Raw genomic sequence first — 25,664 nt, 5'->3', positions numbered from 1 at the left:
TACACCTGGTGGGGCACAATGGCCGCGTGACCCCTCCTGCTCCCGCGCCCTCGCGCGGCTCCCGTCTGCGCGCCCTCGCCGGTCGCGCGGTCGACGACGCCCAGCTGTTCCGTCCGCGCCTGGCGATCGGCTCGCTGCTGGTGCTGTGCGCCCTGCTGCTGGGCGGGATGCTGATGCCGGTGCCGTATGTGATCGAGAGCCCCGGCCCGGCGATCGACGTGCTCGGCGAGTACGAGGACGAGGAGATCCTCACCATCGAGGGCGTTCAGACCTACCCGACCGATGGCACGCTCATGATGACGACCGTCTCCGTGGACGGCGGCCCCGGGTACACCGTCACCCCTGTCGAGGTGGTGGTCGCCTGGTCCGACCGCTCCCGCATGGTGATGCCGCGCGAGCTGCTGTTCCCCAAGGGGCAGACCCGCGAGGAGACCACGCTGCAGAACACCGTCGCGATGGGCTCCTCCCAGCAGGGAGCGGTCGCCGTCGCGCTCGATGAGCTGGATATCGACTACGAGGACACGGTCCTGGTGGCAGGGGTACAGGAGGGCGCCCCGGCCGATGGGACCCTGCAGGCCGGGGACGTGATCCTCGCCGTGGACGGCACGGAACCGACCGATGTGGCCTCCGCCCAGACGCTCATCGGCGACGTCGCGGGGGAGAAGATCCCGCTGCGGATTCTCCGCGACGGCGAGGAGCTGGACGTTAAGGTCCCCACCCACGTCGTGGACGGCGCGCGCCAGATGGGCATCCTCCTGGGCCGCGGCCACGACTTCCCCTTCGACGTGAACATCGGTGTCGGCGCGATCGGCGGCCCCAGCGCCGGGATGATGTTCTCCCTGTCGGTGTACGACGAGCTGACCCCGGGGGCGCTCACGGGCGGCCACCGCATCGCCGGGACCGGCACCATCGAGGAGGACGGCGCGGTCGGTGCGATCGGCGGGATCCGCCAGAAGATGGTGGGCGCCCAGGCCTCCGATGCGGAGTTCTTCCTCGCCCCCGCCGCGAACTGCGAGGAGGTCATCGGCTTTGAACCCGAGGGCCTCGAGGTCGTGGCCGTCTCCACCTTCGACGACGCCCTGCAGGCCACCGAGACCATCGCCGCCACCGGCACGGTGGAGGGCCTGCCCACCTGTGAGGACGTGAGTTCCTGATGAGCAGACGCACCCGACGCACCGCCCCGGCCCCCACCGTCGTGTTCGACTTCGGCGGGGTGCTCTCTGCCGGGCACGACCCGGTGCCGGATCTGCACGAGCTGCTGGGCGGAGATGCGGCGGCGCTTCAGGAGGCGCTGTGGCGCGAGCGCGCCGCCTACGACGCTGGCCAGATCAGCGCCGCCGACTATTGGGGTGCGGTCGCCGCCGCGGTGGGAGTGGAGAACCTCAGTGAGCCGGAGGTCGCCGAACTGCAGGACGCGGACAACCGCTACTTCCTGCGCCTGGACCCGGCTTCGCGTGCCCTCCTGCATGACCTGGCGCGCAACCAGGTGCGCCTGGTGCTGCTGTCCAATGCCTCGCGCGGCTTCGGGGAAGCGGTGCGGCAGGCCGACTGGTTCGAAGCCTTCTCCTTCGCGATCATCTCTGGGGAAGAAGGCATGCTCAAGCCCGATCCGGAGATCTACCGGATCCTGCTCGAAGTGCTCTCCCACGAGACCGGCGGGGTGAGCAACCCCTCCGCCGTGATCTTCTTCGACGACCGCGAGGCGAACGTCGACGCCGCTCGAGAGCTCGGGATCGACGCACACCTGTGGCCCCGCAACGGCGAACAGGGCGAGAGCGAGGGGGCAGCGGACAGCGGCGAGCATGGGGCCAAGATCGCCCGGCGGGTCCTCGCCGAGCGGGGCGTGGCCCTGGACTGACCGTCCCGACGGGGCCGACGGGACCGGCGCTCGAGCGACGGAGCGCCGACGATCAGGCCACCGATTGATCAGGCCACTGCCGGTCAGGCCATCGCTGCTCAGGCCACCGCCGCGTTCTGTCCGCGCGCTCGTCGCCCCGTAGATGCAGCAGGACAACGCTGGGGCCCGCGAGGCTGCCGTCGGCGGCCCCGGCGAGTGAGCTGATGCACCGCGGGGACGCCGCGGCCCCTCGTCGGGCCGACGCCGGAGTGCACGCGGGGTGATCCCGCCGCTCACCCGGTATCGTTGCCCGGAGGCCCGCCCCCTGCGCGAGGCCGCGAAACGTTTGAACCACCAGGGAGAACACTGTGGCAGAGTTCATCTACACGATGTACAAGGCCCGTAAGGCCGTCGGTGACAAGGTCATCCTCGATGACGTCACCATGAGCTTCTATCCGGGCGCGAAGATCGGCATGGTGGGCCCCAACGGCGCCGGGAAGTCCACCATCCTGAAGATCATGGCGGGCCTGGACCAGCCCTCCAACGGCGAGGCGCGCCTCAGCCCCGGCTACAGCGTGGGCATCCTCCTGCAGGAGCCGCCGCTGGATGAATCCAAGACCGTGCTGGAGAACGTCCAGGAGGGGATGGGGGACCTGTACCGCAAAGTCCAGCGCTTCAACGAGATCGGCGAAGAGATGGGTCAGCCCGATGCTGACTTCGACGCGCTGATGGAGGAGATGGGCAAGCTCCAGACCGAGATCGACGCCGCGAACGGCTGGGACCTCGACTCCCAGCTCGAGCAGGCTATGGACGCGCTGCGCTGTCCGCCCGGCGATGAGCCCGTCACCCATCTCTCCGGTGGTGAGCGCCGCCGCGTGGCCCTGTGCAAGCTGCTGCTGGAGAAGCCGGACCTGCTGCTGCTGGATGAGCCCACCAACCACCTCGACGCCGAATCCGTGCTGTGGCTCGAGCAGCACCTGCAGCAGTACGAGGGCGCCGTCATCGCCGTTACCCACGACCGCTACTTCCTCGACCACGTGGCCGAGTGGATCGCCGAGGTGGACCGCGGGCACCTCTACCCCTACGAGGGCAACTACTCCACCTATCTCGAGACCAAGGAGAAGCGCCTCGAGGTCCAGGGCAAGAAGGACGCCAAGCTCGCCAAGCGCCTCAAGGAGGAGCTGGAGTGGGTGCGCTCCAACGCCAAGGGCCGACAGGCCAAGTCCAAGGCGCGTCTGGCCCGCTACGAGGAGATGGCTGCTGAGGCCGAGCGCACCCGCAAGATCGACTTCGAGGACATTCAGATCCCGCCGGGGCCGCGGCTGGGCAACCAGGTCATCGACGCCAAGAACATCCGCAAGGGCTTCGGCGACCGCGTGCTCATCGACGACCTGTCCTTCTCGCTGCCGCCGAACGGCATCGTCGGCGTCATCGGCCCCAACGGCGTGGGCAAGACCACGCTGTTCAAGACCATCGTGGGCCTCGAGCCGCTGGATGGCGGCGAGTTGACGATCGGCCAGAGCGTGAAGCTCAGCTACGTGGACCAGAACCGCGAGAACATCGACCCGGAGAAGACCCTGTGGGAGGTCGTCTCCGACGGGCTGGACTTCATTCAGGTGGGCAAGGTGGAGATCCCCTCGCGCGCCTATGTCTCCAAGTTCGGCTTCAAGGGTCCGGACCAGCAGAAGAAGGCCGGCGTGCTCTCCGGTGGTGAGCGCAACCGGCTGAACCTGGCCCTGACCCTCAAGCAGGGCGGCAACGTGCTGCTGCTCGATGAGCCCACCAACGACCTGGACGTCGAGACCCTGAGCTCGCTCGAGAACGCACTGCTGGAGTTCCCGGGCTGCGCCGTGGTCGTCACGCACGACCGCTGGTTCCTGGACCGTGTGGCCACGCACATCCTGGCCTACGAGGGTACCGAGGAGAACCCCGCGAACTGGTACTGGTTCGAGGGCAACTTCGAGGCGTATCAGAAGAACAAGGTGGATCGCCTGGGCGAGGAGGCAGCGCGCCCGCACCGCGTCACCTACCGCCGCCTCACCCGCGACTGACGCCGGGCGCGGGGGCGATGCCGGGCGCGTCTGCGCGGCGCCTGCGTCGGCCCCGCCTCGCGTGCCCGCGTCGGCCCCGCCTCGCGTGCCCGCGTCGGCCCACCCGCAAATGTGGGCTTGGGTGGCATGTTCCTGCCGAACATGACACCCAAGCCCACATTTGCGCACTCAGGGACGCGGCGGACGCGGGCGGTGCGTGGGGTGCAGGCGAGCATGGGCACGGGGCGCAGGCCGCGAGTGGGGTACAGGCGAGCATGGGCGCGTGGGGTGCGGGCAGCGTGTGCGGGGAGCGCCCTGCGGCGGTGCGTCAGCCTCCGATGGTGTTCAGCGCCGGGTCCAGGCTCGCGACGACGCGCGGGGAGGGGCTGCCGGACTGCTGACCGGGCTTCATCTCGCGGGTGATGAACAGCTTGTCGACCTCCGCCTCGGCGCTGACCTCGATGACGCCATCGGCCCCGACCTCCAGCACCCCGAGGTCCCGATCCACGCCCTCGTGGTGGCCCCACAGCTGCAGGACCTCGCCCTCGTACTCCTGCACGCCCTCGGCGCGCAGCACCACGGTGTCGGCCGTGATCACCGCCAGCCACGTCCCGTTGTCGCTGGCCCCGCGCACGATCTGCGCGCCATCAGCCATGGTGGCCTCGGCCCAGGCGTGGGTGAAGTCCTGCGAGGCAGCCAGATCACGCCGCACATCCCACAGCAGCCCTCCCAGTACGAGTGCGGCCACCAGGGCGATCACCGCCACGCTGCGGGAGAGCCAGGGGGCACGGCGGGGCTTCCACCGCTGCTCGCGCTCACGGCGCCGCTGCTGCCGGCGGGTTCGACGGGACCGCGAGGCCTCATCGGCCGGACGGAACGCGAAGGAGGGGGCCGACGCATCCGCGTCAGCGCTCTCACCCGGGTGCATCGGGGCCGGTTCCGCATCCGGCGGCAGGGGTGTCGCGGCGGAGGACGCGGAGGTGCCCGAGCGTATCCCCCCGGCCATGGCGGGCGGCCCCACCATCCGGCGCTGCGTATCGGTGCCGAGCACCGGGGTCGCGTAGTCGCCGCGATAGGCGGTCTCAGGCCCCGGCGCCGGTGCGAGCGGTCCCGTGGGGGCGGGGGTGGTACCCGACGGGGATCTGCCCGGCACGGTGCTGCCCGCGGCACCGGCACCTGACGGCGCGATCGACCCTGCCGCCCCGGGCGGCGGCCCCACCCCCGGCAGCGGCTGATCGGTCACCTGCGCAGCGCCGCCCGCAGGCGCTGCGCCGAAGCCCTCCAGCACCGGGATCCGCAGATCGTGCGAGGGCGGCACCGCGGTCAGTACGGTCAGGCGCGCCGCGCCCTCGATCGCATGCCGGTGCACGATCGCGGTCTCCGCGGTGGCGGTGAGCTCGCGCAGTCGCTGCTGCTCACCCGCATCGGCCAGAGCCAGGGCATCCAGCGCTGCGAGCGCGCGGGTCTCCACATCATCGGTCCCGCCCAGTGACACCAGCCGATCCAGCACTGTGGAGAACAGCACCGCGGCGCGCTGACGCTCTGGGCCGGTCATCGTGAAGCGACCCTGCGCGGCGGATTCCACGATCACGCGCTCGTGCGGCGCGAGATCCAGCAGCACCCGCAGCACCTCCGCCTCCCGACGGTCCCGGGTGCGATCCAGCGGGGACTCCGGGCCCACCAGGGAGCGCACATCACCATCGGCCCGCGCGGTGACCACGGCCCGACGGGCCCGGTCCAGGACAGCCGCCTCCCCGGGCAGGCCGCTCGCAGCCAGGGCCGCGGCATCGCGCAGCACCGAGCGCAGCACGGAGATGGTCGCCTTCTCTGCCTTCGCCGTGGAGCCGGTGACATGCACGGCGAGTCCGTGGATGCGCGGCGCTAGGGTGCCGACGAGGGATGCTGCCGCCTGCTGGTCGCCGAGCGCCGCCCGGCGCAGCAGCGAGCGCACCGGGTCGAGGCGGTCGCTGAGGTCGATCGTGTCCTCGAGGACCGCCGGGATTTCCCCGGTGCCGCGGATCTCGCTCATGCGGGTCCCTGCTGCGGCTTGACCCGGATCATGCCTTCCTGGGTCACGGTCGCCACAAGCGCCCCGGAGCGGTCGAACATATGCCCTTGGGCGAGGCCCCGCCCGCCCGCGGCGGAGGGGGAGCGCTGCACGTACAGCAGCCAGTCATTGGCATCCACGTGCTGGTGCCACCAGATCGCGTGATTCACGGTGGCGAGCCGCAGCCCCGGGGTGATCCAGCTCAGGCCCTGCCGACGCAGGATCGGCTCAAACGGCGTGTAGTCGCTTGCGAAGGCGAGGATCGCATCGTGTGTGAGCGCCGGGGCGTTGACGGGGGCGAGGGTGCGCATCCACACCATCTGTGCATCGGCCATGTCGCTGGCCGGGTCGGGGCGCAGGTAGATCGGGTCGGTGACGTGCCGGATGTCGATGGGGCGCTGCGTAGCCCAGTACTGCGCGACCGGGTGGTCGATGTCGGCGAGGACCTCCGCGGTGGTGGGCAGACCCTCGGGGTCCGGCGCCTCGGGGGCGCGTTCGAAATGCTCGAGCCCCTCCTGCTGCTCCTGGAACGACGCGGTCATCGCGAGGATGGTGCGCTCGTCCCCGCCGTCGCGACCGGGCTGGGTGGCCAGCACGCGGCGTACGGAGAAGGAGCCGCCGTCGCGCAGCGCATCGACCTGGAAGCGGATGGGATGCTCCGGATCGCCGGGCGCCAGGAAATAGGAGTACATCGAGTGGATGCGCCGCCCCTCGGGGACGGTGCGGCCGACGGCGGTGACCGCCTGCCCCATGACCTGGCCACCGAACACGTGCCCGCCGGGCTGGGGGCTGGAGTCCCCGCGGAAGGCGGCGACCGTGGTAGGGGCGGCCAGGTGTTCCTCGAGCGGCACCGGCTCGAGGTTCAGCAGGTCCACGAGGCTGGAGGCCACCTGGGCGGGGTCCGGAGAGCGCGAGGTCATGGGCTCGATCGTAGCGGCCTAGCATGGCAGACATGACTTCAGACTCCACTGCCCCCGCCCCGGATTCCGCTGCGGACGCTGTCACTCAGACGGCCTCGGATGCCGCCCGTCCGGACAGCGCCCCCGCCTCACGGGCCCCGTCGGCCCCCACCGATGCTGACGCGTCCGCGTTCCTGGACATCCCGGTCGATGTGCGCTGGACGGATCTGGACGCCTACGGGCATGTGAACAATGCCGCGATGCTGCGCCTGCTGGAGGAGGCACGGATCGCGGCGTTCTGGCCGGCGCCCGAGGAGCAGGTCGCGCTCGGCGCTCCCACCCCGCGCATCGCCCTGCCCACCTCCGGGGCGGGCTCGACGGTGCATACGGTGATCGCCTCCCAGCGCATCGAATACGCCCGGCAGCTGGGGTACCGACGGGACGGGGTGCTCGTGCGGCTGTGGATCCCGCGGATCGGCGGGGCGAGCCTGGATGTGGACTACCAGGTCATCACGCGCGATGACCCGCAGGCGGCAGCGCCGTATGCGCGCGCCCGCACCGTCGTGGTGCTCGTGGATGCGTCCACCGGTAAGCCCGTGCGGATCGATGAGGACTCCCGGGCGCGTCTGCAGCGGTTCCAGGCCCCGGCGCTCACCTTCCGCGACTGAGCCAGTCCTGCCTCAGTTCAGCCGGTCCGGCACATCCTGTCCGGCCGCGGGGGCGGGGCCGCCGTCGTAGGTGTTCACGAGCGAGTGCGCCGCCCGCTCGAGGTAGTCCCACAGCGTCTGCTCGTGCAGCGGCGGCAGCTCGAGGGAGTCCACCGCGGTGCGCATATGCCGCAGCCACGCATCGCGGGCCGCAGGGGAGACGGGGAAGGGGGCGTGGCGCATGCGCAGCCGCGGGTGGCCGCGCTCAGCGCCGTAGGTCTTGGGGCCGCCCCAGAACTGCATGAGGAACGTGGCCAGGCGATGCTTCGCGCCGCTCAGGTCCTCCTCGGGGTACATGGGGCGCAGCAGCTCATCATCGGCCACTCCCTCGTAGAAGCGGTCCACGAGCGCCGTGAACGTCGCCGCGCCGCCGACGGCTTCGTAGAAGCTGATCTGTTCGCCATCGTCGCCGCGGGGCGGTCCGGCCGGCTGCAGGGGGATCGTCATGGGGTGGGTCCTTCCCGGTGGGGCGCCTCAGGCGCGGTGGGCCTCGACGAAGCGGGGCATGGCGAAGGCGATGTCGCTCGCGGCGAAACCGGCGCGGATGCGGGCGCGCAGCTCGCGCTCCACTCCCCACTGCTCGCCGGGCGGGGTGCGGACGGTGACGCGACGCTGATACCGGTTGCCGTCCACATCGAGGATGCCGCTGAGCTCGGCCGGCGTCAGCTGCAGCTCGCCCCATTCCTCATCGGCGGCAAAGGTGTCCAGGACGTCCTGCACCACGTGGGTGACGGTCGCATCGTCGGCGCCGGCGTCGATGTCCAGCACCACCACTGCGGTGGAGAAGCCGCGCGCATAGTTGCCCACCCGGATGATCTCGCCGTTGCGCACCGTCCACAGCACCCCGTCCAGGCCACGCACCTGCGTGGCGCGAAGGTTCACCGACTCCACCGTGCCCTCGGCGTACTCCAGGTCCACCCAGTCACCGACGGCGACGATGTCCTCGAACAGCATCACCACCCCGGCGATGACGTCCTTGATGATGGTCTGCGCGCCGATGCCGGCCGCGAGCCCCACCACGCCGAGGGAGGCGATCACGGGGGCGACGTTCACCCCGATCTCCGAGAGGATCATCACGGTCGCGACGGCCCACACCACCATGCGCGCGATGTTGCGGGAGACGCTCGAGAGGGTGTCGGCGCGCTGCTCCCGGCGGGCCTGCGCGGCCTTCTGCGAGCGCGGATCGCGGCGGATCACCGAGCCGGTGACCGACGACAGCTTCGAGGAAGAGTCCACCATCGTGGTGAAGAAGCGCCGCAGCAGCCAGGAGACCAGCCAGCTGACCACGGCAGCGACCACGAGGATCACGACGATCTTCAGACCGCGGGTCAACAGCCAGCTCACCGCCTGGTCCGCGAGGGTGAGGGCCTCACCGGGGGACGGGGTGGCCAGCAGCGAGCCGGGGGAGAGAAGCAGATCAGGCATGCTCCGACCCTAACGCCCGCTGCGCCGCAGACGCCGGGTGCCCGGGGCGAGGTCCCTCACCCCGGGCACCCACGTGCTCGGTTCGTCCCAGCGTCCGACGGTCACCGCATCCGACGGGCCCCGTGCCCATCGGCCCCTGCGCACACGCCATGCGGCCCCCTGCACACACGGCATGGCGCACAGGGGGCCGACGGGGCGCGTGGGGCGTCAGACGATATCGGCGGCGCGCACCCGCTGCTGGCGGGCCACGGTGTCACGGCCCTCCACGATGATGCGGCGCAGCCCGAAGGGCGCATCCTCATGCTCGGCCAGCCACGCATCGGCCGCATCCAGCACCTGCTGGCCGCCGAAGGCGTGCGGGAAGTAGCCGGCCACCAGACGGGTCGCGATCTCATTGGAGCGGGTATCCCACACCTTCTGGATCACATCGAAGTAGCGCTGTCGGTAGGGGGCCAGCAGCGACTCGTCGGCTACGCGACGGAAGCCCTGCACCACCGCGGTGATCGACTCGTTGGCCAGCTCGTCCTTCTCGACGGTGCGCTTCCACGCCTTGGCCTTGGCCACCTCGGTGGGCAGCGCCGCCATGGCGGTCAGGGCCTGCTTGCGGCCGGACTGGGTGTCATCGGCCGCGAGCTGCTCGTCGATGCCCGCGGAGTCGATCCCGCCCAGCATCGCCAGGGCGATCACGATCTTCCAGCGCAGATCGGTGTCGATCTCGCGGCCCGGCAGCGTGACCTGCCCGCCCAGCAGCCCCTCCAGGGTGTGGCGGTGCTCCTCGGTGCGGGCCAGACGCGTGAACGTCTCCACCAGCTGCAGCTGCGTATCCGAACCGGCCTCGGCGGCCCGGGCCAGCTCCCACACGGCGTCCGCGGCTTCTGCGGTGCGCACGCCCCGCTGCTCGGGGGTGGCGTAGGGGCCGCTGACGGTCTCCAGCTGCTGGAGCAGGGTCCGCACCACCGAGGAGGAGGTCTCCCCGGACAGGTTCGTCAGCAGCAGCTCTTGGTAGCGGCGGCTGGGGAGCTCGGCATCGCGCACCATGTCCCAGGCGGCCGACCACAGCAGTGTGCGGGCCAGCGGATCCTCGAGCTCGCGCAGATGCTCCATGGCCACGGCCAGGGAGTCCGCATCCAGGCGCACCTTGGTGTAGGCGAGATCGCCGTCGTTGATCAGCCACAGATCGGCCGTCTGCCCGGCGAGCTCGGGGATCTCGGTGCGCTCACCGTCCACGTCGGTCTCCACCGACGTGGTGCGCACCAGGGCGCCATCCTGCACGGTGAAGCCGCCGATGCGCAGGCGGTGCGGGCGCAGGGTGCGGTGCTCCTCGGGCGCGGTCTGGACGATCTCGAAGCGGGTGACGGCTCCGCCCTCGTCCTTCTCGATCTCCGGGGTGAGAGTGTTCACGCCGGCCTGCTGCAGCCACAGCTGCGCCCACGTGGTGAGGTCGCGGCCGCTGGTCTTCTCCAACTCGACGAGCAGATCGGTCAGCTCCGTGTTGCCCCAGGCGTGCTTGGCGAAGTAGGTGCGCACCCCGGCGAAGAACTCCTCGCGGCCCACGTAGGCCACGAGCTGGCGCAGCACCGAGGCGCCCTTGGCGTAGGTGATGCCGTCGAAGTTCGTCTCGACCGCGTCGAAGTCCACCATGTCGGCGACGATCGGGTGGGTGGAGGGCAGCTGGTCCTGCTGGTAGGCCCAGCCCTTCTCCGACAGGGCGAAGGTGGTCCAGGCGTCGGTCCACCGCGTGACCTCGGCGGAGGCGAGCGTGGAGGCGTACTCAGCGAAGGACTCGTTCAGCCACAGGTCGTCCCACCAGCGCATGGTCACCAGGTCCCCGAACCACATGTGTGCGAGCTCGTGGAGGATGGTGAGGTCGCGCCGCTCACGGATGGCGTCGGAGACGTCGGAGCGGAACACGTAGGACTCCACGTACGTGATCGCCCCGGGGTTCTCCATCGCGCCCATGTTGTATTCGGGCACGAACACCTGGTCGTACTTGCGGAACGGGAAGTCCTGGTCGAAGGCCTCTTCGTAGAAGTCGATGCCGGCACCGGTGACGTCGATGACGTTCTGGGCATCCACATGCTCGGCCAGCGACGCGCGTGCGTACACGCCCATCGGGATAGTGCGGCCGTCGCGCGTGGTCCAGGAGCCCTCCCCGCCCTGGTAGTTCCCGGCGATGAGCGCCACCAGGTAGGTGGAGATCCGCTCGGTGGGCTCGAAAGCCCAGGTCGCGGTGTTCTCGTCGGCCGCGGTGGGCTCCGGGGTGGGGGCGTTGGAGATGACCCGCCAGTGGTCGGGGGCGGTGACGGTCAGCTGGTAGGTGGCCTTGAGGTCGGGCTGCTCGAAGCAGGCGAACATGCGCCGAGCGTCGGAGACCTCGAACTGGGTGTACAGGTACACCTCATCGTCCACGGGGTCCACGAAGCGGTGCAGGCCCTCGCCGGTGTTCATGTAGCGGCCGGTGGCGAGGATCCGCAGCGTGTTCTCGCCCTCGACCAGGGCGGGCAGCTTCACGCGGGCCCCGTCGAAGTGGGAGGCGGGATCGGCCAGCAGCTCGCCGTTGAGCTCGATCTCCTGCACGGATTCGCCGATGAAGTCCACGAACGTCTCGGTTGCCTCCGTGGAGGAGAAACGCAGCGTGGTCTCGGTGAGGAAGGTCCGCGGATCCGTGGTCAGGTCCAGGCGGATGGCGTAGGTATCAGTGCTGAGGAAGGAGGCGCGACGGCGCGCCTCGTCCCGGGTGAGGTTCTCGGATGACATGGGCACCATCCTGCCACCCGGCCGCGGGACCCGCAGGCGAACAGGTCCTCGGGTGCGGGGCGTGGCGGGCAGGTGCGTCGCTGCGCGAAGTGATTCCCGATGAAGCAACGGTTCCGACTCACTTTCGAGTCGAAAACGATGCTTTTCGGCATCACGCGCAGCTGTTTGCGGAGCAGGTCAGCGCCGCGTGAGGTCCAGCTCCCAGCTGTAGTGCTCGGGCAGGCGTGGAATCTCCCAGTTCGGGTCCGGGAAGAAGTACTCGAAACCCGCGGCGAAGGGATAGGTCCACTCGGCGATGTGCTGCTCCGCCTCGCGTCCGGCCTCGCGGATGCCCGCCACTTCCTCGGGGCTGAAGTAGCCGGTGCGCTCGGCGCCTTCCAGCTCGTCCTCGTCCTTGTAGTGCCAGTCGCGGCGCGGCAGCACCACCAGGTCCAGCACCAGGTCACGGGTCCGCACTCCCTCGGAGGTGCGCTCATACGGTGTCTCGAGGTTCACGTAGTAGCAGCCCAGCGACCCGTCGTCCTTGTAGAACAGCCAGATCGAATAGGGCTTGTCCGGCAGGCCGATCATGAGGATGCCGTTGCCGGTCCACAGCTGCTTGGACTGCACCCGACGGGCGGTGAACATGCCCTCATCGCCGGCACGGCGCAGCGCCGCCCCGGATTCGAGGACGGGCAGCAGCACCTCGGTGCCGGGGGCGATCCACACCACCACCCCGCGGTCGTCATCGAGCACGACGGTGCCCGGGCGGACGGTGCGGGTGGGGTGCTGCGGGGTGTAGTAGGTCCAGGTCACCTGGTCGCCGGGCGACCAGCGCGGGGTCGAAGACATGGTGGGGTTCCTGGCCGGCTCGGCCTCCGCGGACGCCCCGTACCGTCCGGCCACCGGGCCGGGGCTGCTCTGCCCGAGAAGGGGTAGGCGTATGGCTCGACCCTACCGCGTCGGCAGATCCCCCCGCGGCGGCGCGCCGTCAGCCCAGCGCGAGCACCGCAAGCGTTCCCGCCCCCACCAGGCACACGGCCGAACCCAGCAGCATCAGACTGCCCAGCGCGGTGCGGACGGCTCGGCGCCGCGCCACCTCGCGCGGCACGGTCGGATCCGTGGCCGGCCCTAGGGAACCCGGCTCGAGCGGCAGGAACGGGGAGACGGGGGTGGGGGAGTAGGCGACCGATCCGGCGGCCCCGACGGGGGCGGCCACGCCGGCAGGGGAGGCCCCACGTGCTGGGGCCTGCTCTGGGGCCGGCGCCGCGGACTGCGGGGTCTGCGGGGTCGTGGCCACCGGGGATGGTGCAGACGCAGAACGCGCAGCGCCCGATGGTGACTGCCTGGGCGCTGAGGTGGATACGCGCGTGGGATCGCTCTGCGCGGTGATGCGTTCATGCAGACCCGGAGCCGCCGGGGTGATGCTGCCGGGGCCATCGGCCCCCACCTCCGCTGCGGGCACCGACCCCGGCGGCGGCGCGGGAATCCGATCACGCACGACGAAGAGCTCGCCGTCGGCGCGCCGCGACCACGACGCCGACATGGACGGATTCGCGGGTGGCAGCAGATCCCGGGCCTCGGCGGCGCTTGGGCGCATGAGCGGATCAGGATCCAGCATCCGCAGCAGCACCCACATGAGCGAACGCGCGGCCGGGTCACTGCTCGGTGCGAGAACACGGCGGGCCCGCAGCGCCGGATCCTTCTGCTCCTGTTCGGGCAGATCCGCCGGCCGCACCGGCTCGAGCGCCTCGAGCGCACAGGCCGCGGCGGCCCACACATCCTGCGAACCGCCGGACCCCTCCCCGATCCGCACTTCGGGAGCGATGAACCCGGGGGTGCCGGCCACCATCCCGGTGTCTGTTAGGCGGATGTCCTGCTCGTGCAGGGCGATTCCGAAATCTGCCAGCAGCAGATGCGGGACCGCCTCCCCGGTGGGCTGCAGCAGGAGATTCGCGGGCTTCACATCGCGGTGCACCCAGCCGGCCGCATGCAGGGCCGCGAGGCCATCCAGCAGCTGCCGCAGCAGATGCGCCACCAGCGCCGGGCTGAGCGCCCCCTGCTCACGCAGCGCATCGGCCACCGTCCCGCCGTGGATCAGCGGCATGACCAGCACGATCGTGTCATCCTCAGCAACCCACGTGTACGGGGGCAACAGATGCGGATGGGACCCCAGATCCTGTGCGCCGCCGACGGTCTGCTCACGCACGAAGCGCAGCACTTCCGCGCCATCGCGCTGGAGCATCACCTTCGCGGCGCACACCGCCTCGTACCTGCGGTCCACGGCGCGCCACAGCGACCCGGAGGCGCCGCGGGCGAGAGGGTCGATCAGTGCGATGCGACCGGCGATGACATCGGCCATGATGGGGCACATGCTAGAGCACTCGCGCGCCCGCCGACCCCGCCGCTCCCTGGGGGCCGCGCTCATCGGGTGCCTCCTGCTGACCTTCGCTCCGCTGAGCGTCATCCCCGCCGCCGCGGACCCGGCCGAGGAGCCTTCCATCCCCGAGGGCGCCTACACCGCGACCGGCACCAAGGTGGCCGGCGGCTCCTCGATCGCGCAGGCCACCACGATCGAGCCGGGCCAGTACCGCGACTCCTTCGAGACCGGGCCCGATGCCGAGGGTGAGGGCGGCACCGTGAAGTACTACAAGGTGGAGCTCGACCCGGGGGAGCGGATCCACGCGGCCGCGACCATCGCCGCCCCGGCTCCTGCGGAGGGGATCGAGGACTCCTATGGCACGCGGCTTGACGCGGATCTCACCGTGGTGACCGCCTCCGGGGACTCCTGCACTGCTGATTCCGAGCAGGGCATCGGCGATCCGAACACCGGTGCGGGGCCGGTGACCGCCACGGTGCTGTCCGGGGCGCTCGGGCCGGAGGAATGCCCCGGCAGCGCCCTGTTCCTGCGTGTGCAGCGCCGCGGCGAGGTCTTCGCCGAGCAGCCGCTGCCGGTGGAGGTGCAGGTCGCCGTGCAGCCCGCGGGCCTGGCCGCCGGGGAGCCCTCGGCCACCGAACCGATCGACGATGACGGCGCGAGCCCCGTCGCCCCCACCGATGCGGAGCCCCTGATCCCCGGGCGCTCCCTTGCCGATCCGCAGGAAGTGGGCCCCGGCTCGGTGCTGCTCGAGCTGACTCCCGGGCAGAGCGCGGTGCTGTCCATCCCCGTCGAGCTCGGGCAGCGTCTGCGCTGGCGCACCGAGATCACCGCCGCTCCGCCGGATGCCGGGCAGATGTCCCTGCGCGTGCACAACAGCGCCCGCGAACTCGTGCCCGTCGGCGGCGGCAGCTGGCAGATCGGGGCAGTCGGAGATATCGCCGGCGGTGGCATGCCCGCCCCGTTGGCGCTGGGCAATCGCGGCGCCGATGACTCTGGGATCGCCTCCACCTGGCTGCCCGGTCAGCAGCGCGTCATCATCACCCGCCTGCCCCGCACGGTCGACGCCGAGTCCGAGAAGCCCGAGGGCTCAGAGCCGGTGCGGCTGATCCTCACCCTCGAGGTCGAGGGCCAGGCGCAGGATAGCGAGGACGTGCTGGACCTCGGTCGCGACGACAGCACCCTGGACTGGCAGCGCGTCGCCATGCTCGCCGGCGCCGGGGCGCTGGGGCTTCTGGGCATCGTCCTGCTCACCGGTGGGGTGCTCGTGCTGCGGCGCCGCGGCTGAGGGCCGCGAGACAGGGGCCGGGGTGCCGCCGCGCAGCCGTGCCGGTCAGCCCGACCAGGCTTCCCATAGCCTGCCGTACACTCCGCCGAGCGCCACCAGCTGCTCATGCGTGCCCTGCTCCACCACGGAGCCGTCCTCCATGACGAGGATCCGGTCCGCCTCCTTCGCCTGTGAGAGCCGATGAGCGACGATCACCGTGGTGCGGCCGCGGGCCACCTCGAGCGCCGCACGCTCGAGGACGCGCGCCCCGGAGGAGCCCTCATCGGCCGTGGCCTCATCGAGGATCAGCACCTGCGGATCCTGCAGGGCGATCCGCGCGAGCGCCAGTTGCTGAGACTGCTCGGCCGTCAGCCGCTCGCCCTTCTCACCCACCTCGGTGTCCAGGCCCTGCGGCAGCTCGAGCGCCCACGCCTCCGCGTCGACGATCCGCAGCGCCTGAAGCAGCTGCTCCTCGGTCACCTCGGGGCGGGCCAGCCGCAGATCCTCCGCGAGAGTGCCGCGGAAGACGTGCACATCCTGCGAGACGATGCTCGCGTGCGACCGGATCGCCTCGAGGTCCGCGCTGCGCAGATCCGCACCGCCGTGCAGCACGCGGCCGTGGCGTGGCTCGAGAGTGCCGGCGAGAATCGAGGCGAGCGTGGACTTCCCCGCCCCGGACGCCCCGACCAGCGCGATCGTCTCCCCGGAGGCGATGTCCAGGTCGATCGGCTGCAGCACCACATGCTCGGTGCCGTCCTCATCCTCGAGGTAGGCGTGGGAGACGCCGCGCAGACGGATCGACGCATCCGCGGGGACCTCCGCGCCGGGGGAGGCTGCGGGATCGATCGTCTCGATCACCCCCACCATGCGGGTGAGGGACGCGGCGGCCGCCTGCACATCATCGAGGCTGAAGATGAGGTTCATCATCGGCCACAGCAGACTGATGAGGTACAGCGCCGCCGCGGTCACAAGCCCCACCGGGGCGCCGGAGACGTTCACCATCACATAGCCCAGGATCAGCACCAGGGTGATCGCGATGTTCTCCGGCCAGACCATGAACCGCACGAGCCGCACGACCATCGTCATCACCCGCATGCCGAGCACCACCGCCGCCTCGGAGAGCACCGCGACGTGGCGGGTCTCGCGGCGCTCGATGCCATAGGCGTGCACGGTGGGGATGCCGTGGATCGCCGAGAGCAGACCCTGGGCGCGGGCCCCCATCGCCACGCGCTCCCGCCGGTAGATCGGGGCGGTGCGCCGCAGGTACCACACGGCGGCCCCCAGATACATCGGCACCACCACGGCCAGCAGGATCAGCAGCCACGGGGAGAGGGTGACCATGCCGAGCATCGTCACCAGGACGTAGAAGCCCATCTGGATCAGGTTCGGCACGACGTTGTTCACGGCGCGAGCGGTGACATCCACGTCATCGGCCACGCGGGAGAGAGCATCGCCGATCCCGGTGATCTCCATGGTCTGCGCAGGCAGGTCCAGGGCCCGGTCGATCACGTCCTCGCGCATGCCCGCCAGCACCCGCTGCCCGAGCGCGCTCACGAGCGACCACCCGAGCGCCGTGAGCGCCGCCTGCAGCACGCCCGCGAGCATGATCAATCCGCCCTGGCGCCACAGATCCGCGCTCGTGGCCCCGGAGACCACGAGGTCCACCGCCCCGCCGATCAGACGCGGCATCCAGGCTGCGGCAACCGCACCGGCGGTGACGACCAGGAAGGTCAGCAGCGCCATCCCGCGGTAGCGCCACAGCCGTGCCCGCATGTGCCGCAGCGTGGTGGGGACATCGGCGATCGGCAGGATCTGGGCATGCTCATCCAGCTGGCGTGCGGCCGTGGCATCGGCGGCCAGCAGCTCCTCGGGGGAGGCATCCCAGTCCACGTCTGTGAGATCCGCGATCGGCGCGGCCTGCGTGCTGCCTCGGCTCATCGCTGCACCATCTCCCGGTAGTCATCGCGGTCCATCAACGTCGTGTGATCGCCGTGCGCGGTGATCCTGCCGCCGCGCACGAACACCACCTCATCGGCCTCACGCAGCAGCGCCGGGGCGCGGGTGACCAGCAGCGTCGCGCGGTCCTCGCTGCGGCGGGCGGCCACGAGCGCCTCGGCGATATGCCCCTCGGTGACGGCATCGACCGCGGTGGTGGGGTCATGGAGCACGAGCACCGGTGCGTCGGCGGCGACGGCGCGGGCCAGGGCGATGCGCTGGCGCTGCCCGCCGGAGAGGTTCGCGCCGCGATCCAGGATACGGGTGTCGAAACCCTCGGGCAGGATTCGCAGCAGATCCTCCGCGCCTGCCGCATGCAGGGCGCGCTCCTCCCAGCCGGGCGCGGCGGACGCGGGGGAGCGGGTGGCGAGCTGCTCGCGCAGCGTCCCGTCGAACAGATCCACCACGTGCGGCTCCACCAGCAGATCCGCGCGGGTGGTGAAGCGGTTCTCCGGTGTGATCTCCTGGGCGCCCACATGCACCCCGGCGCACTCGGCGCGGCCGGAGACCGCGGCGATCACGGACTCCGCATCGCGCACATCCGCGCAGGCGAGCGCGACCACGCGCCCATCGGGCACCTGCAGGGTGAGCCCACGCAGGGTCCCGCTGTCTACGCCGCGCAGGTGCAGTCCGCCGGCGGCGCCGCGCCGCTCCCCGCGGCGGGTCTCTCCCCGGTCGTCATGGGCCTCGCGCAGTGTCGAGATCTGCAGGTCCGGGTCATCGATCGTGCGGCCGAGGTCCGCCAGCAGGTCGCGTACGCGTCGGCCGGAGGTGGACATCGAGGCCCACCACACCGGGATGCCGGAGAGCCCCTGCAGCATGCCCATCGTGTTGCGGGCCACGCCCACCACGGCGATGAGGGTGCCCACCGTCATGGCCTCTGCGATGGTGCGCTGCGCGGCGATGATCACCACCGCCGCCATCATCCCGGCGGTCACGAGCGTGGTCAGGCCCCCGGCGATCCCGGAGTAGCGGGCGTTGACCAGCGCTGCGTCCAGGGCGATGCGGGAGCGCCGACGGTACTGGGCGCGGGCCCGGGACTGCACGCCCAGGCCCTGCAGCACCCGCAGCCCGTGTACGAGGTCGGTCGCGGTCGCCGCAGCATCGGCGGCCTTCGACTGCTGGGCGTCATAGCGCTCCGAGAGCACGGGGGAGATCACCCGGATCACGAGGATCATCACCGTGATGCCGATGAGGGTCGCGAGCCCCAGCCACGGATCCAGCCAGGCCAGCCACCCGCAGGCGGCCAGCACGACGGCGGAGGCCGGGGCCGCCCAGGCCAGCATGTCGATCACATCGCTGGCTTTGTCCGCATCGGACGTCGCGATCGACAGCACCTCCCCGGAGGGCCGACGCACTTGCCGCGAGCGTGGATCCAGCACCGCGCCGGTCACCGCCACGCGCAGGCGGTGCCGCTCATACATGCGGGCCCGCTGGGAGATCTCGAACAGCAGCGCCCACGCCCAGGTGGACAGCAGCCGCACCACGAAGATGCCGGCGGCCCCGGCGAGTGTCAGGGCGAGGTTCCCGCGCACGATCCCTAAGTCGATGATGAGCCCCACCACGACGGGGATCGCCATATCCACGGCTTCCACCAGGATGCTCAGCACCATGATCCCCGGGATACGCCGACGGTGGCCGCGCATGATCGAGTGCATCACCGACGGCGCCATGGCGGCGCGTGGTGAGGGACTGTCGAGTACAGGGGAGCGATCACGGCGAGGCACCCCAGAATCCCACACCACCTGCGCGCACAGACGCAATGTCTTTTCCGAGGTGAGATGATGGAACGCATCACCGACCGCTACCGGTGCCACGCACCGCAAAGGAGCTCCCTGTGACCACGCAGAGCGTCGAGATGTTCTTCGATCCCACCTGCCCCTGGGCCTGGATGACCAGCCGCTGGCTGCTGAACGCCGCCGAGGTCCGCGACCTCGATGTCACCTTCTCGATCATGTCCCTGTCCGCCCTGAACGAGGGCCGTGACCTGGATCCCGGCTACCGCGAGGCGATGGACGCCGCGTGGGGCCCCGCCCGCGTGGCCCTGGCCATCGCGCAGCAGGGCAGCCAGGAAGATGTCGCCGCGTACTACACCGCCTTCGGCACCCACCACCACGTGGGCGGCCACGGCGATCTGCGCGCCGCCGCGGAGGCGGGCCTGGCGGCGACCTCCCTGGATGCGCAGCTCATCGCCGCGTACGAGGACACCTCCCTGGATGATGAGCTGCGCCGCCGCCAGCAGGCTGTGATCGATCTGGTGGGCGATGAGGTGGGCACTCCGGTGATCTCGTTCGGCACCGGCCGCGCCTACTTCGGGCCCGTCATCTCCCCGGCCCCGAAGGGGGAGGAGGCCGGCGCTCTGCTGGATGGTCTCGCGGCGCTCGCAAGCGTCGAGGGGTTCTTCGAGATCAAGCGCACCCGCACCGTCGGCCCCATCTTCGACTGACCCGCCGCGCCCCTGCCCGGCGCATCCCTGCCCTGTCTCACCCCGCACCGCACTGTTGCCCCCGCACTGAAAGGCACCCCCGCATGCGCATCCACATCGGCACCGATCATGCCGGTTTCGAGCTCAAGAACCGGCTCGTCCAGAACCTCCAGAACAAGGGCCACGAGGTCACCGACCACGGCGCCCACAGCTATGACGCGCTGGATGACTACCCGCCGTTCTGCACGGCGGTGGGCGAGGCCGTCGTTGCCGAGCCCGGCGCGCTCGGCATCGTGATCGGCGGCTCCGGCAACGGCGAGCAGATCGCCGCGAACAAGGTCGCCGGGGTGCGCGCCGCCCTGGTGTGGAACGAGGACACCGCGCGCCTGGCCCGTGAGCACAACGACGCGAACGTCATCTCCGTCGGGGCCCGCCAGCACAGCGAGGAGGAGCTCGAGCAGCTGATCGACGTGTTCCTCGCCGAGCCGTTCTCCGGCGCTGAGCGGCACCAGCGCCGCATCGACCTCATGGCCCGCTACGAGCGCACCGGCGGCTACGAGGACGCTGGTGGCCATGAGGAGAACACCCCCGCTGCGGGCGCCACGACCGACTGATGCCGGAGGGGCATACCGTCCACCGGCTCGCCGCGGCGCTCGGCCGTGCCTTTGCCGGGCATCGCGTGCGCACCTCGAGCCCCCAGGGCCGCTTCCTCGAGGCCGCCGACATCGACGGCATGGTGCTGCTGGCCGCCGAAGCTGCGGGCAAGCACCTGTTCCTGGCCTTCGCCCCGTCGGCCGATGTGGAGCTGGACGCGCCCGTGGTGCGCTGGGTGCACGTGCACCTGGGGTTGTACGGCTCGTGGACTTTCGCCGGGGAGCCCGGCTTCGCGGATGCCCATGCGATCGGCGCACCACGCGTGCGGATGGGAGAGCGCGAGGATGCCCTCACCGGAGGCGAGAACTGGCGGCAGCTGGTGCCGCGCGAGACGGTGCGGCTGCGGATCATGGGGCCGACGGGGCTCGCGGACCTCACCGGTCCCACAGCCTGCGAGGTCCTCGACGCCGCCGGCCGCGCGGCGGTGCTTGCGCGCCTGGGACCAGATCCGCTGCGCGCCGACCACGCCGGGGACGCAGGGCGCACGAGGTTCACGGCGGCGGTGCGCCGCTCCCGCAGCCCCATCGGCACCCTGCTCATGAACCAGAAGATCGTCGCGGGAATCGGGAACATCTATCGCGCCGAGCTGCTGTTCCGGGCCCGCCTGGACCCCTTCGTGCCCGGCACCGAGCTGGGCCCGGGGCTGCTTCAGGACATGTGGGAGGACCTCGTGGCCCTCATGACCTACGGGGCGCGCACCGGACGGATCGTCACCACCCAGGTGGAGCACCGCGAGATCGAGGCACGGATCATCGAACGTTCCCGCGGCACCCGCCAGAACGGCGATGAGGACCCCGGCGTGGTGCCTCGTGAGCAGTCCTTCTACGTCTACCACCGCCAGACCCTGCCCTGCCGCCTGTGCGGCACCATCATCCGTAGCGCCGATATGACCGGGCGCACTGTGTTCTGGTGCCCCCGCTGCCAGACCCGCCGCACCCGGCCCGCTCGCTGGACCCGCGAGCATCCCGCTGCGCCGTGGGCGCTCGCCGCGCCGGAGCGCTGAGGAGCGGACGGGCTCAGGTGCGCACCGTGAGGTGCGAGAGGTGCTCCTCCCAGGCTCCAGAGGCGGGGATCGCCCGCAGCGGCGCTGAGACCAGCACCATGAGGGCCGGCAGCAGGGACACCGCCGCGAATGCCAGGTACAGGATGGAGGGCGTCAGATGCGCCAGCCCGACGCCGGCGGCGAGGCTCGCCAACGGAGTCATCGCCATGCTCAGCATCGAGATGGTGGTCACCACCCGGCCCTGCAGCTCCGCCGGGCTGATCGCCATGATGAGCCCCAGGCTGCCCGCGTTGATCGCGGGGATCGCCACGAAGATCACGCCGACCAGCATCACGGTGAGGATACCGGGCGGTGCCAGAGCGATGCTCACGATGGCCGCTGCTTCCCACGCGAAGCCGGCGGCGAGGAGAATTCCGGTGCCGACGCGCTTGACCAGGACAGCGCTGAGGGAGGCACCGAGCAGAGACCCGATCGCGATCCCAGTGGCCGTCCACCCCACCAGGTGCGCCGTCTGCGCGGAGAGCTGCAAGCCCAGAAACAGACCCTGCATCACGCCGGTGCCGGCGAAGTTGATGAGCGACGCGGCGATCGTGAGGACCAGCAGCATCCGGTTCTTCAGAAGAAACGATGCGCCGGTGCCGAGATCCTTCCAAAACGGGGTGCGGGCGGCGGTGCCGGGCGGCACCATGGGGTCGCTGAGGAACGACGCGGAGGTGGATTTCAGGACCGAGGCGACTGTATTCACGAGCCATGGCAACCAGGGGGCGAGCGTGAACAGCAGTCCTGCGGTCGGCCCGCTGGCAAGTTGGATGAAGGCATCACGGCCCTGGTTCAGACTCATTGCGCGCGGCAGATTGTCCACACCCACCACCTGCCGCAGAGCGGCATTCGTGGCGGGGCCGGCGAGGGTCCCCACGGCCGTCAGCAGCATGAGGATCAGTGCCAGCACCGTCATCACCAGGTGCCCGGTGAGATACAGCCCGACTCCGCCTGCGAAGATCACCGCCTGTGCCAATGCGGTGACGACGATCACCCGGCGTCGAGGCCAGCGATCCAGCAGCACCCCGGCCGGCACCGTGAGAACGAGCGAGACCACGCCGGTCAGAGCAGTGATCACCCCCGCTGTGGCGGTGGAGCCGGTCACCTCGAACAGCACCAACGGCGCGGCGATCATCTGCATGCCCATGACCAGGGCACCCGACGTGTCCGCGCCGAACCACACCGCGTAGTCACGCGTCCACAGCGGCGTGGTGGAGCTTGACGTTTTGGGAGGATTCATTTCAACTTTCTCCGGTGGTGAGCCATTATGGGGGATCGGCGTCATTTGCTATGAGCAGACTCGAGATGAAGGCCGCCGAAAAGCATGAGTGGGCTCAAACCTTCCATCCAAGAGAGGGCGGAAAGCAGTCCGGCCGATCCGCTCTCATATCCGTAGTCAGGATTTCCGGTTCGTATCGAATGGATCGCTGCCCCAGATTCTACGGGCACGCAATAGCGAGCCAGAATATCTTCCGGAACACAATGTGGTGCAACTATACCTAAATCCTTCAGTGGGAGGGTGTAGATGTCGTCATCATGGAGATAACATAGGCCAACGAGTATGCCGGATCGGCCGTCGGCTAAACCGCCCTCGATGACGAACGGGGTAGAGGCGTTCTCCAGTGATGCCGCGCGCTCAAACTTGGAGTAGCGAGTAAGAGAGTCGCGATTCAGGTAAGGCTCGCAGACTTTGAATGCCGTCCAGTAGCCCATTGTACCGTCTCTCAAGTAAGGCTTAAAGACTATCTTATCGCGTCTAGAAGTGTAGGAGTAGATTCCTCCATCTGTCCGGCGTAGACCCTGACTCGCGATCAAAAATAGCTCATTTATAATCACGGAATTATTGCCTCGCAAATGAGGTGACCGCTCCGCAATAGAAAGCGCGCTACACAGCCCGAGTAGACCATCACTCAAGGTGCCATCATGGAATGATGAGCGTAAGCTTCTAGCTGCACTGACGAGCTCGCTTAAGGATCGCCTTGCCAGGCCATACTGTAATGAATTAATTGCCGCAATAAAAACTCCAGAAAGTCCTGTAGATAGGCCAACGTTGCTCACTTCCGAAAAGTGTTCAGCAATGTACCTACTGCAAGCCTCGGAGAGCTCACCATCGCCAGCAATGTGCGCATAATACATGATTCCGGCGGCCCCCTCAGCAAAACCTACAGGAAGATAATGTGATTTTAGTGCATCCAACACCAGGCTTCTGAAGCGGAAATGCAACGAATCAAGGCTGAGGTTTTTGCAGGTATTTAGAGCGTACAATATACCTGCAAGCCCCGATTTGAACCCCAGGCGCGGATAGGGTGATCCAGAGGGCAGGGCTCGATCAGCACCATTGTCGAAGGTTAAAACCGAGTTGGTGTGGTGCAAGAGTGGCGGGATTAGAAGGCTCTTTGCTTTCTCAATAGCTACCGTTCGAGGCATCGTATCTGAAACTTCTCGCTGATGCGGCGCGAAAAGCGTGAGTACATTGTCCTGAACGCGGTTGGCCGAAAGGCGTTCTATTTCATGGATAAATTCGTCGGGTATCTTGAGTCGACGGGAATCTAGATCATAAGAGAGGGAACTGAACGCAACCCCATTGCGCATTTCTATTGCATTGATTCGATGTATCAAGGCGAGAGAAATGCACGAGATTGCAAATTGCTGAGCTTCGCCTGCTGTCCTGCAAGTCGCGCCGTCTACGGGCGAAAATTCAGGCGTCCGGATATCTGGTGGGGACGATGAACTTGGTGTCAAACACTCGAAGTCTATGAGCCTTATATGGTCGTCGCTAGTTACGATTATATTGGCTGTACTTAGATCACCGTGACTCAATCCCGCTTCGTCCAAGCGGGCTGCGCTGTCGCGTATCTCTGAAAGCAAATCACTTGCTCGGTGACAATATGTGGACCAGGCCTCTTGCGATACGATTGCTCCCCTTGCAAGGGGGTTGTTGTTCGCAATCCAGTCATAGAGAGGCATGCCGTCAACTTCTTCAAAGACGGCAAAAATGTGATCTTCGATATGGAGCTTCTCTACTAATCGGGCAACAGTCCCTCCTAGGATCGATGAGGCAACTCTAGTGTTTAGCATTTCCTGGTGGAGCCTGGCCTGCGCATCCTGTAACCCGACGAATCCCGTTCCCGGTCGTGCTTCCTTTATAACATAGCGGTTCCCGCGAGAATCTACTGCGCGATATATGCCACCGGCATTCGAGAACCGTATTGCACCTAGAATTTGATACGATCCTATTCTGTAATCCCCGCTGTAGTCTTGTGCTATTTCGTTAGAGGTCTTGAATGGGTCGTCGATACCGTCCGGGAGGGCGAAGGTAGGCAGGCGTTGATCTTTAAACATGCCGCCATTCGGGTGGCGCACCCAAGAGGTAAGCTCCCCATCCTTGCTTATCGCTTGCGGTGGGCCAAATGCGCCATAGCGGTAAGAGATAATCTTTGAGTCGCGGTATAAGCGATCTGTGATTACCTTTGGACCCTTTCGACCGAGGGTTTCCCGAGCTAGTTCGCGCATTATAACGTTAGCGTCGAAAGTCGACTTGGGGTATGCGGTAATGAATTTGCCGGACTGAAGTCGACTCGAACGCTTCTCAAGGATCTTTAAGTACCCCTCGATGGGTTTGGCGTATTTATATGTGCATCGATGGGATTGCAGCACTGGAACAACTTCTGCAAGAATCTCTAAGCAGTCCTGCAGTGGTGCCGAAATGTGGATCTTCCATCCTGAATCCGGGAGCTCGTCGCTGCGGTTCACCTTGTACACCCAGGGGAACTGCTCGATAGTATCGTAGTCGTCGATGTCTGAGTCGCCCATAGGGTGCATCCGTCCGTCTCGTATAGCGTGGTGCATAATGAAGGATGGGAAAATATAAGGCATTCGGATCATGCCGGTCGCCATAATGGCGATCGACATGATCCGAATGGGTTCATGATCACTGTGTCGGATTCACATGAACATTGGAGAGTGTGCTCCATTCGGGGGTCGCGGCTGTACGCTCCTCCTCGCAGAGCAGTTGCAGTGCCTCAAGCATCGTTGATCACCTCCTTGTGTCATGATCGTCGATGGTGTGTGGCGCGCATCACTGCTGTGCCGCCATCTTCTGATGTGTTATCAAAGCGTTATTGAGGGCTGGGTGCTGGGTTTCTCGTGCTGGTCGGAACTGGATACGTGTCGGTGCTGGTCAGGCGCTATTTGGCGTTGGGTGTCGGCTTGTCGGTGCACGG

General features: G+C 68.5%; 19 protein-coding genes. 8 read left to right on the top strand and 11 right to left on the bottom strand.

Annotated elements, in window-relative coordinates; all coding sequences use genetic code 11:
* Positions 1-26 precede the first annotated feature (26 nt).
* From CJ197_RS09320 to ettA, 3 genes are all read left to right on the top strand, one after another.
* Positions 27-1,154 carry a PDZ domain-containing protein gene (locus tag CJ197_RS09320; RefSeq protein ID WP_233190796.1) on the top strand — a complete coding sequence of 376 codons (1,128 nt, stop codon included), beginning with the start codon at positions 27-29 and terminating at the stop codon, positions 1,152-1,154.
* On the top strand, positions 1,154-1,858 hold the full coding sequence (locus CJ197_RS09315) for an HAD family phosphatase (protein ID WP_102236474.1): 705 nt from the start codon (positions 1,154-1,156) through the stop codon (positions 1,856-1,858). The genes CJ197_RS09320 and CJ197_RS09315 overlap by 1 nt, the downstream gene beginning before the upstream one ends.
* Before the next feature lie 347 nt (positions 1,859-2,205).
* A complete protein-coding gene (ettA, locus tag CJ197_RS09310; protein WP_102236473.1) occupies positions 2,206-3,888 on the top strand; it encodes an energy-dependent translational throttle protein EttA in 1,683 nt (560 codons plus the stop codon).
* Between the two features lie 307 nt (positions 3,889-4,195).
* Here the strand turns inward: ettA and CJ197_RS09305 are convergent, their stop codons facing one another.
* Both CJ197_RS09305 and CJ197_RS09300 read right to left on the bottom strand, forming a co-directional pair.
* On the bottom strand, positions 4,196-5,896 hold the full coding sequence (locus CJ197_RS09305; RefSeq protein WP_102236472.1) for an anti-sigma factor: 1,701 nt from the start codon (positions 5,894-5,896) through the stop codon (positions 4,196-4,198).
* Entirely contained in the window at positions 5,893-6,834 is a 942-nt protein-coding gene (locus CJ197_RS09300) for an acyl-CoA thioesterase II (RefSeq protein WP_102236471.1), read from the bottom strand. The genes CJ197_RS09305 and CJ197_RS09300 overlap by 4 nt, the downstream gene beginning before the upstream one ends.
* Before the next feature lie 32 nt (positions 6,835-6,866).
* Here CJ197_RS09300 and CJ197_RS09295 point away from each other — a divergent pair, with 32 nt between their 5' ends.
* Positions 6,867-7,481 carry a thioesterase family protein gene (locus CJ197_RS09295; protein WP_102236569.1) on the top strand — a complete coding sequence of 205 codons (615 nt, stop codon included), beginning with the start codon at positions 6,867-6,869 and terminating at the stop codon, positions 7,479-7,481.
* A gap of 12 nt (positions 7,482-7,493) precedes the next feature.
* Here CJ197_RS09295 and CJ197_RS09290 read toward each other — a convergent pair whose 3' ends face one another.
* From CJ197_RS09290 to CJ197_RS09270, 5 genes are all read right to left on the bottom strand, one after another.
* Positions 7,494-7,967, bottom strand: coding sequence for a globin (locus CJ197_RS09290; RefSeq protein ID WP_102236470.1), 474 nt, complete (start codon positions 7,965-7,967; stop codon positions 7,494-7,496).
* 27 nt (positions 7,968-7,994) lie between these two features.
* Positions 7,995-8,945, bottom strand: coding sequence for a mechanosensitive ion channel family protein (locus tag CJ197_RS09285; protein WP_102236469.1), 951 nt, complete (start codon positions 8,943-8,945; stop codon positions 7,995-7,997).
* Positions 8,946-9,152: 207 nt separating this feature from the next.
* Positions 9,153-11,702 (bottom strand): aminopeptidase N, encoded by a 2,550-nt coding sequence (gene pepN / locus CJ197_RS09280; protein WP_102236468.1) that lies wholly within the window; start codon positions 11,700-11,702, stop codon positions 9,153-9,155.
* 177 nt (positions 11,703-11,879) lie between these two features.
* Positions 11,880-12,533: a DUF402 domain-containing protein gene (locus CJ197_RS09275; protein ID WP_158239424.1), complete on the bottom strand. Its 654-nt coding sequence runs from the start codon at positions 12,531-12,533 to the stop codon at positions 11,880-11,882.
* A gap of 139 nt (positions 12,534-12,672) precedes the next feature.
* Positions 12,673-14,043: a serine/threonine-protein kinase gene (locus CJ197_RS09270; protein ID WP_158239423.1), complete on the bottom strand. Its 1,371-nt coding sequence runs from the start codon at positions 14,041-14,043 to the stop codon at positions 12,673-12,675.
* 10 nt (positions 14,044-14,053) lie between these two features.
* Here CJ197_RS09270 and CJ197_RS09265 point away from each other — a divergent pair, with 10 nt between their 5' ends.
* Entirely contained in the window at positions 14,054-15,346 is a 1,293-nt protein-coding gene (locus tag CJ197_RS09265) for a hypothetical protein (protein ID WP_102236465.1), read from the top strand.
* 45 nt (positions 15,347-15,391) lie between these two features.
* Here the strand turns inward: CJ197_RS09265 and CJ197_RS09260 are convergent, their stop codons facing one another.
* Together CJ197_RS09260 and CJ197_RS09255 are read right to left on the bottom strand one after the other, a co-directional pair.
* Positions 15,392-17,263, bottom strand: coding sequence for an ABC transporter ATP-binding protein (locus CJ197_RS09260; RefSeq protein WP_102236464.1), 1,872 nt, complete (start codon positions 17,261-17,263; stop codon positions 15,392-15,394).
* Positions 17,260-18,933: an ABC transporter ATP-binding protein gene (locus CJ197_RS09255; protein WP_233190794.1), complete on the bottom strand. Its 1,674-nt coding sequence runs from the start codon at positions 18,931-18,933 to the stop codon at positions 17,260-17,262. The genes CJ197_RS09260 and CJ197_RS09255 overlap by 4 nt, the downstream gene beginning before the upstream one ends.
* 224 nt (positions 18,934-19,157) lie before the next feature.
* On the opposite strand from CJ197_RS09255, the gene CJ197_RS09250 reads away from it, so the two are divergent.
* The 3 genes from CJ197_RS09250 to CJ197_RS09240 all read left to right on the top strand — a co-directional run bounded on the left by CJ197_RS09250 (position 19,158) and on the right by CJ197_RS09240 (position 21,402).
* Positions 19,158-19,766 carry a DsbA family protein gene (locus CJ197_RS09250; RefSeq protein ID WP_102236462.1) on the top strand — a complete coding sequence of 203 codons (609 nt, stop codon included), beginning with the start codon at positions 19,158-19,160 and terminating at the stop codon, positions 19,764-19,766.
* Positions 19,767-19,849: 83 nt separating this feature from the next.
* Positions 19,850-20,359 carry a ribose-5-phosphate isomerase gene (locus tag CJ197_RS09245; RefSeq protein ID WP_102236461.1) on the top strand — a complete coding sequence of 170 codons (510 nt, stop codon included), beginning with the start codon at positions 19,850-19,852 and terminating at the stop codon, positions 20,357-20,359.
* Positions 20,359-21,402 carry an Fpg/Nei family DNA glycosylase gene (locus CJ197_RS09240; RefSeq protein WP_102236460.1) on the top strand — a complete coding sequence of 348 codons (1,044 nt, stop codon included), beginning with the start codon at positions 20,359-20,361 and terminating at the stop codon, positions 21,400-21,402. Before CJ197_RS09245 ends, CJ197_RS09240 begins: the two co-directional genes overlap by 1 nt.
* Positions 21,403-21,415: 13 nt before the next feature.
* Here CJ197_RS09240 and CJ197_RS09235 read toward each other — a convergent pair whose 3' ends face one another.
* Positions 21,416-22,681 carry an MFS transporter gene (locus CJ197_RS09235; protein ID WP_158239422.1) on the bottom strand — a complete coding sequence of 422 codons (1,266 nt, stop codon included), beginning with the start codon at positions 22,679-22,681 and terminating at the stop codon, positions 21,416-21,418.
* A gap of 41 nt (positions 22,682-22,722) precedes the next feature.
* A complete protein-coding gene (locus CJ197_RS14905; protein WP_146007742.1) occupies positions 22,723-25,353 on the bottom strand; it encodes a phosphotransferase in 2,631 nt (876 codons plus the stop codon).
* Positions 25,354-25,664: the final 311 nt, after the last annotated feature.

It is taken from the genome of Brachybacterium sp. UMB0905, assembly GCF_002871795.1.
Classification (GTDB): domain Bacteria; phylum Actinomycetota; class Actinomycetes; order Actinomycetales; family Dermabacteraceae; genus Brachybacterium.
This window is presented reverse-complemented; position numbering and strand designations above follow the sequence as displayed.